The organism is Streptomyces sp. NPDC055254 (genome assembly GCF_053606025.1).
Genome location: NZ_JBSGQV010000006.1, coordinates 253,286 through 266,816, shown reverse-complemented (window position 1 = coordinate 266,816; position 13,531 = coordinate 253,286). Strand labels below are relative to the sequence as shown.

Below are 13,531 nucleotides of genomic sequence, written 5' to 3'. Positions count from 1 at the left end.
GGAGCCCCGGCCGAGTGCCGGCCACGTGCCGCCCGACTGCGGCTCCCCTCGGGGGACATGGCCGACGCATACTCTGGGGCATGAGCTACGACGCGATCGTGCTGGCCGGCGGCGCCGCGCGCCGCCTCGGCGGGGCGGACAAGCCCGCCCTGCGGGTCGGCGGCCGCCCCCTCCTCGACCGCGTCCTCGACGCCTGCCCCGACGCCGCGACCACCGTCGTCGTCGGCGGCCGCCGCGCCACCGCCCGCCCCGTCCACTGGACCCGCGAGGACCCGCCCGGCGGCGGCCCCGTGGCCGCCCTGGACGCCGGACTCCGCCGGACCACCGCCGAGCTGGTCCTCGTCCTCTCCGCCGACCTGCCGTTCCTGGACCGCGACACCGTACGGACGCTGCTGGCCGGCGCCGGGGCCGGCCCCGGAGACGGCGCCCTCCTGCGGGACGCCGACGGCCGTGCCCAGCCCCTGGTCGCCGCCTACCGCGCGGAGCCGCTGCGCCGCGAGATCGCCCTGCTGGCCGCCGAGCACGGCGCCCTCGGCGGACTGCCGCTGCGCGCCCTCACCGCCGAGCTGGACCTGGCCGAAGTGACGGATTGCACCCCCCTCGCCTCCTTCGACTGCGACACCTGGGAGGATCTCGCCGTCGCCCGCGCCCGGATCAGGGAGCATGGAACCGTGCTGGACCAATGGATCACCGCCGTCAAGAACGAGCTGGGCATCGACCTCCCCGTCGACACCACGACCCTGCTCGACCTCGCCCGTGACGCCGCCCACGGCGTCGCCCGGCCCGCAGCCCCGCTGACCACCTTCCTGGTCGGCTACGCGGCCGCCCAGGCCGAAGCCACCGGCGCCGACCCGGCCCGGGCCGTCGCCGAAGCCTCCCGCAAGGCCGCCGACCTGGCGTTGCGCTGGGCCGCCGAGGCCGAGGCCGGGGCGGGCCCCGCTCCCGACACCGGCAGCGCCGCCGAGCGGAACGGCTCCGGATGACCCCCACCGACGCCGAACACGCGCAGGACCGGGCCACCGCCGGGCCGGACGGCTCCGCCGCCGCGCGGCCGCCGCAGTCCTCCGCCGACCAGGCCCTCGACGAGGCGCTGGCCCTGGTCAGCCGCAACCCCGACAAGGGCGGCCACCGCGCCGCCGCCTGGCCGCGGGCCCGGGACACCGCTGTCCAGGCCGGATCCGGGGTGCGCGCCCGCACCCACCGGGTCCCGCTCGCGGAGGCCCTCGGCGAAGTCCTGGCCGCCCCCCTCGACGCCCTGACCGACCTGCCGTCCTTCGACACCTCCGCCATGGACGGCTGGGCCGTCGCCGGACCCGGCCCCTGGACGGTCCGTACCGGTGGCGGGGTCCTGGCAGGCTCCGGCCGGCCCGAGCCGCTCGCCGACGGCGCCGCCGTCCGCATCGCCACCGGGGCCCGGATCCCCGCCGACACGAGCGCCGTGATCCGCACCGAGCACTGCCGCGAGAGCGGCAGCCAGCTCTTCGCCGACCGGCCCGTCCTCACCGGGCAGGACATCCGCCCGCGCGGCCAGGAGTGCCGCTCGGGCGACCTGCTGCTGCCGGCCGGCTCCCTGGTCACCCCGGCCGTGCTCGGCCTCGCCTCGGCCGCCGGGTACGACGAGCTGACCACCCGGCTCCGCCCCCGGGTGGAGATCCTGGTGCTCGGCGACGAACTGCTCACCGAGGGCCTCCCGCACGACGGCCTGATCCGGGACGCCCTGAGCCCCATGCTCGGCCCCTGGCTCACCCGCCTCGGCGCGGAGGTGATCGGCACCCGGCGGCTCGGCGACGACCCCGCCGGGGCCGAGGCCCTGCTGGCGGCCGTCACCACCTCCACCGCCGACGTCCTCATCACGACCGGTGGCACCGCCGCCGGACCCGTCGACCACGTCCACCCGGTGCTGGGCCGGGCCGGCGCCGAGCTCCTCGTCGACGGCGTCGCCGTGCGCCCCGGGCACCCGATGCTGCTCGCCCGCCTGGGGGACCGGGCGGACGGCCGCCACCTGGTCGGGCTGCCGGGGAATCCGCTCGCCGCCGTCTCCGGGCTGCTGACCCTCGCCGAACCGCTGCTGCGGGCCCTCGCCGGCCGCCGCCGGCGCCCCCGTTGCACGGCCGCGGTCCAGGGCGATGTGCCGGGCCACCCGTACGACACCCGGCTGGTCCCGGTCCTGCTCAGCGGCGAGCACGCGGTGCCGCTGCGCTACAACGGTCCCGCGATGCTGCGCGGCGTGGCCGCCGCCGACGCGCTGGCCGTCGTACCGCCGCACGGCGCGCGGTCCGGTCAGGAACTGGAAGTCCTCGATCTGCCCTGGGCTTCGGGAGGATGTTTCACGTGAAACTCCACGGCCAGGACGCCATGGCTCGGGAGGCCGACGAGAAACTCGTCTCCCGGCGCATCAAACTGCCCCGGCGCATCGTCGAGAAGCCGATCCGCCAGGTCTCCAAGCGCCTGCTGATGGCCTTGTTCGTGCTCTGCCTGACGGTCCTGATCGTGTGGCTCGACCGCGAGGGCTACCACGACAACGCCAACGGCGAGGTGGACCTCCTCGACTGCGTCTACTACGCCACCGTGACGCTGTCGACGACCGGCTACGGCGACGTCGTCCCGTACAGCGACACCGCGCGGCTGGTGAACATCCTGCTGATCACCCCGCTGCGGGTGCTGTTCCTGATCATCCTGGTCGGTACCACCCTGGAAGTCCTGACGGAACGGACGAGGGAAGAGTGGCGGCTCAGCCGCTGGAGGAAGAACTTGCGTGAGCACACGGTCGTCGTGGGCTTCGGCACCAAGGGCCGCTCGGCCCTGCAGACGCTGCTGGCCACCGGCCTCCCCAGGGAACAGGTCGTCATCGTCGACCCCAGTTCCAAGGTGATCGACATCGCCAACTCGGAGGGTTTCACCGGAGTGGTCGGCGACGCCACCCGCTCCGACGTCCTGCTGCGGGCCGAGATCCAGAAGGCCCGACAGGTCATCATCGCCACCCAGCGCGACGACACGGCGGTCCTGGTCACTCTGACCGCCCGCCAGCTCAACCGGGGCGCGAAGATCGTCGCCGCGGTGCGCGAGGAGGAGAACGCCCCGCTGCTGCGCCAGTCCGGGGCGGACGCCGTCATCACGAGCGCGAGCGCGGCCGGCCGGCTGCTGGGCCTGTCGGTGCTCAGCCCGAGCGCCGGCACGGTGATGGAGGACCTGATCCAGCAGGGCAGCGGCCTCGATCTGATCGAACGGCCCGTCAACAAGTCCGAGGTCGGCAAATCCGTACGGGAGACCGACGACCTGGTGGTGAGCGTGCTGCGCGGGCACCGGCTGCTGGCGTACGACGATCCGCACGCGAGCCCGCTCCAGCTGATGGACCGGGTCATCTCGATCGTCCGCGCGACACCGGCCTCCCAGGTGGTGACGCTGCCCTCCGCCGAGTAGCGGTCCTGTCCCGCCGCGTCCCGGTCGCGTAGCCTCCGGGCCATGCATGCGATCACCATCGAGCAGCCCGGCGGCCCCGAGGCCCTCGTCTGGACCGACGTACCCGATCCGGTGGCGGGCGAGGGCGAGGTCCTCGTACAGGTCGCGGCGAGCGCCGTGAACCGCGCCGACCTCCTCCAGCGGCAGGGGTTCTACGACCCCCCGCCGGGCGCCTCCCGCTACCCCGGCCTGGAGTGTTCCGGGCGGATCGCGGCGATCGGGCCGGGGGTGTCGGGCTGGTCGGTGGGCGACGAGGTGTGCGCGCTGCTGGCCGGCGGCGGGTACGCCGAGCGGGTGGCCGTGCCGGCGGGGCAGCTGCTGCCGGTGCCGACGGGCGTAGACCTCGTGACGGCGGCCGCGCTGCCCGAGGTGGTCACGACGGTGTGGTCGAACGTGTTCATGGTCGCCGGGCTGCGACCGGGCGAGACCCTGCTGGTGCACGGCGGGTCCAGCGGCATCGGGACCATGGCGATCCAACTGGGCAAGGCGGTGGGGGCGACGGTGGCGGTCACGGCCGGCGGCCCGGAGAAGCTGGCGCGCTGCGCGGAGCTGGGCGCGGACGTCCTGATCGACTACCGCGAGCAGGACTTCGTCACGGAGCTGCGGGCGGCGACGGGCGGGGCCGGGGCGGACGTCATCCTCGACATCATGGGCGCCAAGTACCTCGCGCGGAACGTGGACGCCCTGGCCGTGAACGGCCGGCTCGCGGTGATCGGCCTCCAGGGCGGCGTGAAGGCGGAGCTCAACCTCGGCGCGCTGCTGGCGAAGCGGGCCGCGATCACCGCCACCTCGCTGCGGGCGCGCCCGCTGGAGGAGAAGGCGGCGATCGTCGCGGCCGTCCGGGAGCACGTCTGGCCGCTGGTCGCGGCGGGCCGGGTCCGCCCGGTGGTCCACGCGTCGTTCCCGATGCCGGAGGCCGCCGCCGCGCACCGCCTCCTGGAATCCAGCTCCCACGTGGGCAAGGTCCTGCTCACCTCCTGAGCCGGGCCGCCGCGCGGGCCGCGCCAGACCGCCGGCGGGGGCTTCGAGACCGGAGCCCCCGCCGGCGGTCGGGCGGGCGGGTCACAGGGTGCGCAGGAGGACCGCCGGCGATTCCACGCAGTCCGCGACGTACCGGAGGAAGCCGCCCGCCGTCCCCCCGTCGCACACCCGGTGGTCGAAGGTCAGCGACAGCTGCACGACCTGCCGGACGGCCAGCTCCCCCCGGTGGACCCACGGCTTCGCCATGATCCGCCCGACGCCGAGCATCGCGGCCTCCGGGTGGTTGATGATCGGAGTGGAGCCGTCGACCCCGAACACCCCGTAGTTGTTGAGGGTGAACGTCCCGCCCGTCAGATCGGCCGGGGCCAGCTTCCCCGAACGCGCCAGCTCGGTCAGACGGGCGAACTCCGCCGACAGCGACTCCGGGTTGCGGTCCTGCGCGTCCCGGACCACCGGGACCACCAGGCCCCGCTCGGTCTGCGCGGCGAAGCCGAGGTGCACGGACGGGAGCCGGACGATCTCCTTGGCCGCGAGGTCCACGGTGGAGTTGAGCTCGGGGTACCGGGCCAGCGCGGCCGTGCAGATCCGGGCCAGCAGCGCCAGCACCGAGATCTTGGGCCCGCCCGCGGCATTCATCGCGGCCCGGGCGGCCATCAGCTCGGTGGCGTCCGCGTCGACCCAGCAGGTGGCGTCCGGGATCTCGCGGCGGCTGCGCGACAGCTTCTCCGCGACCGCCCCCCGCACGCCCTTGAGCGGGATCCGCTCGCCCTGGACGGCCGGAGCCGCAGCCGCGGCGACGGGGGCCGCCTCCGGGGCCCGCAGCGCGGTCAGCGCCGCCTCGACGTCCGCCCGCAGGATCAGACCCTCGGGTCCGGACCCGTGCAGCGCGCGCAGGTCGACCCCGTGGTCCCTGGCCAGCTTGCGCACCAGCGGCGAGATCACGGGCACCGGCCCGGCCGCGACGGCCGGGCCGGGCGCCGCGGCCGGTACGGCGGCCGGCACGGTGGCCGGCACGGTGACCGGCGCCGCGACCCCGGCGGTGACGGGTCGCACCCGTCGCCGACGCGCCGGGCGCGAGTGGTCCGTGCCGTAACCGATCAGGGGACGGGGCGCGTCGCCGGAGCCCCCGGCTCCGTCCGCCGGAGCCTGCGGGAGGGACTGCGCCCCCACCGCCACGGTGATCAGCGGTGCCCCGACGGGGAGTTCCGTGCCCTCCTCCCCGAAGCGGGCGGTGACCACACCGCCGTACGGGCAGGGCACCTCGACCATCGCCTTGGCCGTCTCGACCTCGACGACGGGCTGGTCGATGGCGACGACGTCGCCCACCGCGACCAGCCAGCGCACGATCTCGGCCTCGGTCAGCCCCTCGCCGAGGTCCGGCAGCTTGAATTCCATGACCTGCGGCATCAGTTCTCCCACTGCAGGCGGGCCACGGTGTCCAGGATCCGGTCCACGCCGGGCAGGTGGTGCTTCTCCAGCATCGGCGGCGGGTACGGGATGTCGAAGCCCGTCACCCGCAGCACCGGCGCCTCCAGGTGGTGGAAGCAGCGCTCCGTGACCCGGGCGGCGATCTCCGCTCCCGGTCCGCCGAAGCCGCCGGCCTCGTGCACGACCACCGCGCGCCCGGTACGGCGTACGGAGGCCACGACCGTCTCCTCGTCGAAGGGGACCAGCGAGCGGAGGTCCACGACCTCCAGGTCCCAGCCCTCCTCGCGCGCCGCCTCGGCCGCCTCCAGGCACACCGGCAGCGAGGGGCCGTAGGTGATCAGGGTCGCGCTCGTGCCCGCCCGCCTGACCAGGGCCTTCCCGATGCCCGGCACCGCCGTCGGCGCCTGGGGGGACCAGTCGGACTTCGACCAGTACAGCCGCTTGGGCTCCAGGAACACCACCGGGTCGTCGCTGGCGATCGACGCGCGCAGCAGTCCGTACGCGTCCTCCACGGTCGCCGGGGTGACCACGGTCAGGCCGGGCGTCGCCACGTAGTAGGCCTCGGAGGAGTCGCAGTGGTGCTCCACCCCTCCGATGCCGCCGCCGTACGGCACCCGGATGGTGATCGGCAGCGGCATCGCGCCGCGCGTCCGGTTGCGCATCTTCGCCACGTGCGAGATCAGCTGCTCGAAGGCCGGGTACGCGAACGCGTCGAACTGCATCTCCACGACCGGGCGCAGCCCGTACATCGCCATGCCGACGGCCGCGCCCAGGATGCCCGCCTCGGCGAGCGGCGTGTCCGTACAGCGCTCCTCGCCGAACTCCTTCGCCAGGCCGTCCGTGATCCTGAAGACCCCGCCCAGGGTGCCGACGTCCTCGCCCATGACGTGGACCGTCGGGTCCTCGGCCATCGCGTCGCGCATGGCCCTGGTCAGTGCCTGCGCCATCGTCGCGGGCTTGGCCCCCGGCTTCGCCGCCTTCGCCGCCACCGTCGTCATTCGCCGTCCTCCGCTTCGAGCTCGGCCCGCAGCACGGCCGCCTGCTCGCGCAGTTGCTCGGTCTGCTCCGCGTACACGTGCGCGAAGAGGTCCATCGGGTCCAGTACGGGGTCCGCGTTCATGCCCTCGCGGAGCGCCGCGGCCATCTGCTCGGCGTCGTCGCGGGCCGCGCGGATGCCCTCGTCGTCCAGGATGCCGCGCGCGGTCAGCTCGCGCTCCAGCAGCTCCACCGGGTCGTGCGCCTTCCACGCCTCGACTTCGGCGTCGCCCCGGTACCGGGTCGCGTCGTCGGCGTTCGTGTGGGCCTCCATCCGGTAGGTGACGGCCTCGATCATGGTGGGGCCGCCGCCCGCCCGGGCCCGCCGGACGGCCTCGGAGAGCACCTCGTGCATCGCGGCGATGTCGTTCCCGTCGACCAGCCGGCCGGGCATGCCGTACCCCACGGCCTTGTGGGCCAGTGTCGGGGCGGCGGTCTGCTTGGCGAGCGGGACGGATATCGCGAAGCCGTTGTTCTGCACGAGGAAGACGACCGGGGCCTGCCAGACGGCGGCGAAGTTCATGGCCTCGTGGAAGTCGCCCTCGCTGGTGCCGCCGTCGCCGACCATGGCCAGCGCGACCACGTCGTCGCCGCGCAGCCGGGCGGCGTGCGCCAGTCCCACGGCGTGCGGCAGCTGGGTCGCGAGCGGGGTGCTCAGCGGGGCGATCCGGTGCTCGTGCGGGTCGTAGCCGGTGTGCCAGTCGCCGCGCAGCAGGGTCAGCGCCTGGACGGGGTCCAGGCCGCGTGCCACGGCCGCCAGGGTGTCGCGGTAGCTCGGGAAGAGCCAGTCCCGGTCCTCCAGCACCAGCGCCGCCGCGATCTCGCAGGCCTCCTGGCCCACGGTGGACGGGTAGACGGCGAGCCGCCCCTGCTTGGTGAGCGCGGTGGCCTGGGCGTTGTAGCGGCGGCCGCGCACCAGCTCGGCGTAGCAGCGGCGCATCAGCGCGGGGTCGAGCCGGTCGGCGGCCTCCGTCCCGAGCACCCGGTAGGGCTCCGGGTCCGGGAGCAGCGGGGCGGCGTCCGTACGGGGCCTCCAGGCGGGCGGCGGGGTGGGACGGTGGGACGCACCGGCACCGGGCAGCTCTTGGACCGTCATGGCGGCGTACACCTCCTCGTGGGAAGCGGGCAGGGACAGCCCCGGGTGTGAGGCGCCTCACCTACCGATTGTTCGGTTGTCCGCGCAATTTGGCTACAGGCGGCTCCAGGCTGTGGACAAACGGGCGCCGTGGCCCTGGGATGGATGCAGGACGTCCAGGAGAGGGAGGCATCGGGCAATGCCGGATGAACAAATGGCCGGAACGGGCTCAGCACCGGGCCCGTCGGGCGGCGCCCCTGGGGCACCGTCGGTTCCGTCCGTCCCACCCGTTTCGCCCGTTCCGCCCCGGCCTCTGGACCCGATCGACCGGTCGATCATGCGGCTGCTCCAGGCGGACGGCCGGGCCTCGATACGCTCGGTGGCCGAGCAGGTCCACGTCTCGCGCGCGAACGCGTACGCCCGGATCAACCGGCTGATCGACGACGGGGTGATCCGCGGGTTCACGGCCCGCGTGAACCACGAACGCGCCGGTCAGGGGGCCTCCGCATACATCACGCTGAAGATCGTCCAGAATTCGTGGCGGACGGTGCGCGAGAAGCTCCGCGAGCTCCCGGGGGCCGCCCACATCGCCCTGGTCAGCGGGGATTTCGACGTCCTGCTGCTGGTCCACACCCCGGACAACCGCACGCTCCGCGAGCTGGTCCTGACCCGCCTCCAGGCCATCCCGGAGGTCCTCTCCACACGCACGCTGCTCGTGTTCGAGGAGACGGACCTCCTGGCCCCGGGACCGGGCACGACGAGCACCCCGACCATCACGGAGGACTAGGCCGTACGCGGTGGCCCGCTTCCTTCGGGCCGGTCGGCGTCACGTCGAGCGCCGCCGCCTGGGGGAGGTGGGGTGGCACCCGCTGGTCAGCGGACCGTCCGCAGGCCGTCGAGGGCCATGTGGACGACGGCGTCGGCGAGCTCGTCCGGGCCCGTGCCCGGGTGCGGCCGGTACCACTCGACCAGCGAGTTCACCATGCCGAAGAGCAGCCGGGTGGCGAGGCGGATGTCCACGTCCGCCCGCAGGTCCCCGTCGTCCGCGGCGGCCTTGAGGAGCTCCGCGACCTGGTGGTCGAACTCCCTGCGGCGCTCCAGCGCCCACCGCTCGGTCCGGGTGTTGCCCCGGACGCGCAGCAGCAGCGTCACGTACGGGAGCTCGGAGACGAGCACCTCCACGGTGCGGCGGGTGACGTACTCGACGCGCTCGACCGCCCGGCCCCGTACCGCGCCGGGCTCCTCCAGGACGGCGAAGAGCTCGTCGAGGGCGCGGCTGACGGCCCGGCGCAGCAGCTCCTCCTTGCCCGCGACGTGGTGGTAGATCGAGGACTTCGAGATGCCCGCGGCCTTGGAGAGGTGCTCCATCGAGGTGCCGTCGTAGCCGCGCTCGTTGAAGACCTGGACGGCCACGGACAGCAGCGTCTCGGGGGTGTAGGTGTCCCGCTTGACCGTCGTCATCGCGCCCCCGCCTCGTCGTCCGCGTCGTCTCCCGCGTAGCCCAGCTTGAAGAGCGCCAGCGAGGGCGCGTACCGGCCGCCGGGACAGCGCTCGTCCAGGTGGTGCAGCAGGTCGTACGCCCAGTCCCGGCCGAGCCGCTCGTGCCATTCGCAGGGGCCGAGCGGGTAGTTGACGCCGAGCCGCATGGCGGTGTCGATGTCCTGCGCGCTTGCCGCGCCCCGGGCGACGGCGTCGGCCGCGAGGTCGATGAGCATCGCGACCGTCCGGGCGACGATCATGCCCGGGACGTCGCCGATGACCGAGACCTGCTTGCCGAGCTTCTGGAACAGTCCGACGGCCTCGGCGAGGGTGCGCTCGCTGGTGTCCGCGCTCGCGGAGAGCGCGATCCGGGTGGCGCCCCGGTAGTCCAGCGCGAGGTCGAAGTAGACGACGTCGGCGAACTCGACGGAGGTCTTCCCGTCCGCGAGGACCAGCTGGCCCTCGCCGGGCAGCTGGATGTACGGGCCCCCGTGCTCGGTGGCCGTCACCGCGACGCCGGCCTCCTCCAGGAGTTCGGCGAGCACGGCGGCGGGGCCGAGGTCTCCGACGAGGGTGACCTTGTCCGGAGCCGCCTCGGGCGCGGCCGTGTGCGGCTGTCCGGCGGGCGCGTCCGGGCCGTACGGGAACCAGCCGTGCCCCGACTTGCGGCCCAGGCGGCCCGACTGGACCAGTCGGCGCTGCGCCAGCGAGGGGGTGAATTTGGGGCTGCGGTGGAAGGACTCCCACACGGAGCGGGTGACCGCCTCGTTGACGTCCTGGCCGATGAGGTCGGTGAGCGCGAAGGGACCCATCTTGAAGCCGCCGCACTCCCGCAGCACGGCGTCGATGGTGGCCGGGTCGGCGCCCTGCTCCTCGTACACCGCGAAGGCCTCGGCGTAGAAGGGGCGGGCGATCCGGTTGACGATGAAACCGGGGGTGTCGGCGCAGCGGACCGGGGTCTTCCCCCAGCCCAGGACGGTGCGGTACGCGCGCTCGGCGGCGGCCGGGTCGGTCGCGAAGCCGCTGACCACCTCGACGAGCGGGAGCAGCGGAGCCGGGTTGAAGAAGTGCAGCCCGAGGAAGCGGCCGGGGTGCGCGAGACCGGCGGCGAGCTCGGTGACCGAGAGCGAGGAGGTGTTGGTGGCCAGCAGCGCCTCCGGGGCGACGACCTCCTCCAGCGCGGCGAAGAGCGCGCGCTTGACGGCGACGTCCTCCACGACGGCTTCGATGACCAGAGCGCAGTCGGCCAGCCCCGCAAGGCCCTGCGCCGCCCGGATGCGGCCGGACGCGTCCTCGGCCTCGGCCGGATCGAGGCGGCCCTTGGCGGCCATCCGTTCGAGCCGGTCCTGCACGAAGGAGACGCCGTCGGCGGCGAGCGCGGCGTTGATGTCGTAGATCAGCACGCGGTGACCTGCGAGAAGGGCGACCTGGGCGATGCCCTGGCCCATGGTGCCCGCGCCGATGACCGCCACAGTGCGGGACCGCTCGATTGCTGTCATGTCCTGATCCTCCCGCACCGACTTGTCCACAGGACCGCCGGGCCCTCTTGTCCCGACCGATCGTTCGGTTACTCTAACTCCAGTCTGCTCTCCTTCGCCCGGCTCAACGAGGAGTTGGTCCCTGATGGCCGCCGAGCTCACCGTCCCCCAGCTGTCCGCCAAGCACCGGCCCACCCTTGACCAGGCCTTGTCGGCGATCCGCAGCCGCGCCTACTGGTCGCCGCATCCCGAGCACCCCAAGGCGTACGGCGAGACCGCGCCGGCCGACGGACTCGCCGCCTTCGAGGCCGTCCGCGGCACCCGCCTGGACCTGGGGCAGCCCGGCACGGACGGCTGGGTGGGCGGCGAGGTGTCGCCGTACGGCTTCGACCTGGGCGTCGAGTACCCGCACGTGGACCCGGAGGTGCTGCTGCCCGCGATGCGGGCCGGCATGGGCGCCTGGCGCGACGCCGGACCCGAGGCCCGCGCCGTGGTCTGCATCGAGATCCTGGCCCGCATCTCCGCCCGCACCCACGAGTTCGCCCACGCGGTCATGCACACCAGCGGCCAGGCGTTCATGATGGCGTTCCAGGCGGGCGGCCCCCACGCGCAGGACCGCGGCCTGGAGGCCGTGGCCTACGCGTACGAGGAGCAGACCCGCGTCCCCGGCCGGGCCGACTGGTCCAAGCCGCAGGGCAAGAAGGACCCGCTGGAGCTCGGCAAGAGCTTCACCGCCGTCCCGCGCGGCATCGCGCTGATGATCGGCTGCAACACCTTCCCCACCTGGAACGGCTACCCGGGCCTGTTCGCCTCGCTGGCCACCGGCAACGCCGTGCTGGTCAAGCCGCACCCCCGGGCCGTGCTGCCGCTGGCGCTCACCGTCCAGGTGGCGCGGGAGGTCCTCGCGGAGGCCGGATTCGACCCGAACCTGGTGGCGCTGGCGGTGGAGCGGCCCGGCGAGGGCATCGCCAAGACCCTCGCCGTGCGGCCCGAGATCAAGCTGATCGACTACACGGGCTCCACGGAGTTCGGCGACTGGCTGGAGACGAACGCCCGCCAGGCGCAGGTCTACACGGAGAAGGCGGGCGTCAACACCGTCGTCCTGGACTCCACCGACAACTACAAGGGAATGCTGTCCAACCTGGCCTTCTCGCTCTCCCTCTACAGCGGTCAGATGTGCACCACTCCGCAGAACCTGCTGATCCCGCGCGACGGCATCGCGACGGACGCCGGGCACAAGGCCTACGACGAGGTCGTCGCCGATCTCGCGGCCTCGGTCGGGGGACTGCTGGGCGATGACGCCCGGGCCAACGCCCTGCTGGGCGCGCTGGTCAACCCGGACGTCAAGGCCCGGCTGGAGGCGGCGGCCGGACTGGGCGAGGTCGCCCTGGCCTCCCGCGAGGTCGTCCATCCGGAGTTCCCGGACGCGGTCGTCCGCACGCCGGTGATGGTGAAGCTGGACGCCGCCAAGCCCGACCCGGATGCCGCGTACCTCTCGGAGTGCTTCGGACCCGTCTCCTTCGCGGTGGCCGTGGACTCCACGGCGGACGCGCTGGAGCTGCTGCGGCGCACCGTCCGGGAGAAGGGCGCGATGACGGTGGGCGCGTACACCACGTCCGCGGACACCGAGCGGGCGATCGAGGAGGTCTGCCTGGAGGAGTCCGCGCAGCTCTCCCTGAACCTGACCGGCGGGGTGTACGTCAACCAGACCGCCGCGTTCTCGGACTTCCACGGCTCCGGCGGCAACCCGGCGGCCAACGCGGCGCTGTGCGACGGCGCCTTCGTCTCGAACCGCTTCCGGGTGGTCGAGGTCCGCCGCCAGGCCTGACCTACTCGCCCCGCGGGGCGGGTCCGCCCCAGTGGAAGAGGGTCATGGCCACGCTGGTGGCCAGGTTGTAGCTGGAGACCTGGGGGCGCATGGGCAGGGAGACCAGCCGGTCGGCCCGGTCCCGCAGCTCCGGGGAGATCCCGTGGCGTTCCGAGCCGAAGGCGAGGAGTGCCCCGTCGGGGAGGGTGAGGGCGCGGATGTCCTCGCCCTCCGGGTCGAGCGCGTAGAGCGGGCCGGGCGGCAGCTCGTCCAGGGCGAGGCGTTCGACGGTGGTGGCGTAGTGCAGCCCGGCCCCGGCCCGGACCACGTTCGGGTGCCAGGGGTCGAGGTCGCCCCGGGTCACCACGCCGGTGGCGCCGAAGCCGGCGGCGAGGCGGACGACGGCGCCGACGTTGCCGAGGTTGCGGGGGTGGTCGAGGACGACGACGGGCGCGGGGCGCGGCAGCCGCCGCAGCGCCGCGAGCCCGGCCTCCCGGTCGGGCCGTACGGCCAGCGCGGCGACCCCGGTGGGGTGTACGCGGGGCAGCAGCCCCTTGAGCTCCGCCGGCCGCACCAGCCGGGCCACCTCGGCCTCGACGTCCGGCGCCAGCTCCGCGGCGAGCGCCCGTACGGCCCCGGGATCATCGGCGACGGCCAGCCGCACCTCGGCCCCGAACCGCAGCGCGTGCTTCAACGCGTGGAACCCGTCCAGCACCACGAGATCGCCCCGCCCGGCACCTTCCCGCCACTGCCGCCCGATCTCCCCGAAATCCCGATCCTCGCTCATCC

General features: G+C 74.1%; 12 protein-coding genes. 6 read left to right on the top strand and 6 right to left on the bottom strand.

The window, feature by feature from the left end; all coding sequences use genetic code 11:
• The first annotated feature begins 80 nt into the window (after positions 1–80).
• Genes ACWFQ8_RS09610 through ACWFQ8_RS09595 form a run of 4 tightly spaced genes read left to right on the top strand, consistent with a single transcriptional unit; the run spans position 81 to position 4,440 of the window.
• Positions 81–983, top strand: a complete 903-nt coding sequence (locus ACWFQ8_RS09610) for an NTP transferase domain-containing protein (protein ID WP_453785617.1) — start codon at positions 81–83, stop codon at positions 981–983.
• The gene (locus ACWFQ8_RS09605) at positions 980–2,335 is read left to right on the top strand and encodes a molybdopterin molybdotransferase MoeA (RefSeq protein WP_453785616.1); all 1,356 of its coding nucleotides are present in this window, start codon (positions 980–982) and stop codon (positions 2,333–2,335) included. The genes ACWFQ8_RS09610 and ACWFQ8_RS09605 overlap by 4 nt, the downstream gene beginning before the upstream one ends.
• On the top strand, positions 2,323–3,420 hold the full coding sequence (locus tag ACWFQ8_RS09600) for a potassium channel family protein (RefSeq protein WP_453785615.1): 1,098 nt from the start codon (positions 2,323–2,325) through the stop codon (positions 3,418–3,420). Before ACWFQ8_RS09605 ends, ACWFQ8_RS09600 begins: the two co-directional genes overlap by 13 nt.
• A 42-nt stretch (positions 3,421–3,462) precedes the next feature.
• Positions 3,463–4,440: an NAD(P)H-quinone oxidoreductase gene (locus tag ACWFQ8_RS09595; RefSeq protein WP_453785614.1), complete on the top strand. Its 978-nt coding sequence runs from the start codon at positions 3,463–3,465 to the stop codon at positions 4,438–4,440.
• 81 nt (positions 4,441–4,521) lie between these two features.
• On the opposite strand, the gene ACWFQ8_RS09590 is transcribed toward ACWFQ8_RS09595, so the two are convergent.
• From ACWFQ8_RS09590 to pdhA, 3 genes are read right to left on the bottom strand one after another with little or no spacing between them, the layout of a single operon-like run.
• Entirely contained in the window at positions 4,522–5,847 is a 1,326-nt protein-coding gene (locus ACWFQ8_RS09590) for a dihydrolipoamide acetyltransferase family protein (protein ID WP_453785613.1), read from the bottom strand.
• On the bottom strand, positions 5,847–6,866 hold the full coding sequence (locus ACWFQ8_RS09585; protein ID WP_453785612.1) for an alpha-ketoacid dehydrogenase subunit beta: 1,020 nt from the start codon (positions 6,864–6,866) through the stop codon (positions 5,847–5,849). Before ACWFQ8_RS09585 ends, ACWFQ8_RS09590 begins: the two co-directional genes overlap by 1 nt.
• The gene (pdhA, locus tag ACWFQ8_RS09580; RefSeq protein WP_453785611.1) at positions 6,863–7,999 is read right to left on the bottom strand and encodes a pyruvate dehydrogenase (acetyl-transferring) E1 component subunit alpha; all 1,137 of its coding nucleotides are present in this window, start codon (positions 7,997–7,999) and stop codon (positions 6,863–6,865) included. Before pdhA ends, ACWFQ8_RS09585 begins: the two co-directional genes overlap by 4 nt.
• Positions 8,000–8,177: 178 nt before the next feature.
• Between pdhA and ACWFQ8_RS09575 the strand changes: the two genes are divergently transcribed.
• Positions 8,178–8,765 carry an Lrp/AsnC family transcriptional regulator gene (locus ACWFQ8_RS09575; protein WP_453785610.1) on the top strand — a complete coding sequence of 196 codons (588 nt, stop codon included), beginning with the start codon at positions 8,178–8,180 and terminating at the stop codon, positions 8,763–8,765.
• An 86-nt stretch (positions 8,766–8,851) separates the two neighbouring features.
• Here ACWFQ8_RS09575 and ACWFQ8_RS09570 read toward each other — a convergent pair whose 3' ends face one another.
• Positions 8,852–9,439: a TetR/AcrR family transcriptional regulator gene (locus ACWFQ8_RS09570; protein WP_453785609.1), complete on the bottom strand. Its 588-nt coding sequence runs from the start codon at positions 9,437–9,439 to the stop codon at positions 8,852–8,854.
• Positions 9,436–10,956 carry a 3-hydroxyacyl-CoA dehydrogenase gene (locus ACWFQ8_RS09565; RefSeq protein ID WP_453785608.1) on the bottom strand — a complete coding sequence of 507 codons (1,521 nt, stop codon included), beginning with the start codon at positions 10,954–10,956 and terminating at the stop codon, positions 9,436–9,438. The genes ACWFQ8_RS09570 and ACWFQ8_RS09565 overlap by 4 nt, the downstream gene beginning before the upstream one ends.
• 124 nt (positions 10,957–11,080) lie before the next feature.
• Here ACWFQ8_RS09565 and paaN point away from each other — a divergent pair, with 124 nt between their 5' ends.
• Positions 11,081–12,763, top strand: coding sequence for a phenylacetic acid degradation protein PaaN (gene paaN / locus ACWFQ8_RS09560; RefSeq protein ID WP_453785607.1), 1,683 nt, complete (start codon positions 11,081–11,083; stop codon positions 12,761–12,763).
• A gap of 1 nt (position 12,764) precedes the next feature.
• Here paaN and ACWFQ8_RS09555 read toward each other — a convergent pair whose 3' ends face one another.
• Positions 12,765–13,529, bottom strand: coding sequence for a TrmH family RNA methyltransferase (locus ACWFQ8_RS09555; protein WP_453785606.1), 765 nt, complete (start codon positions 13,527–13,529; stop codon positions 12,765–12,767).
• Positions 13,530–13,531: the final 2 nt, after the last annotated feature.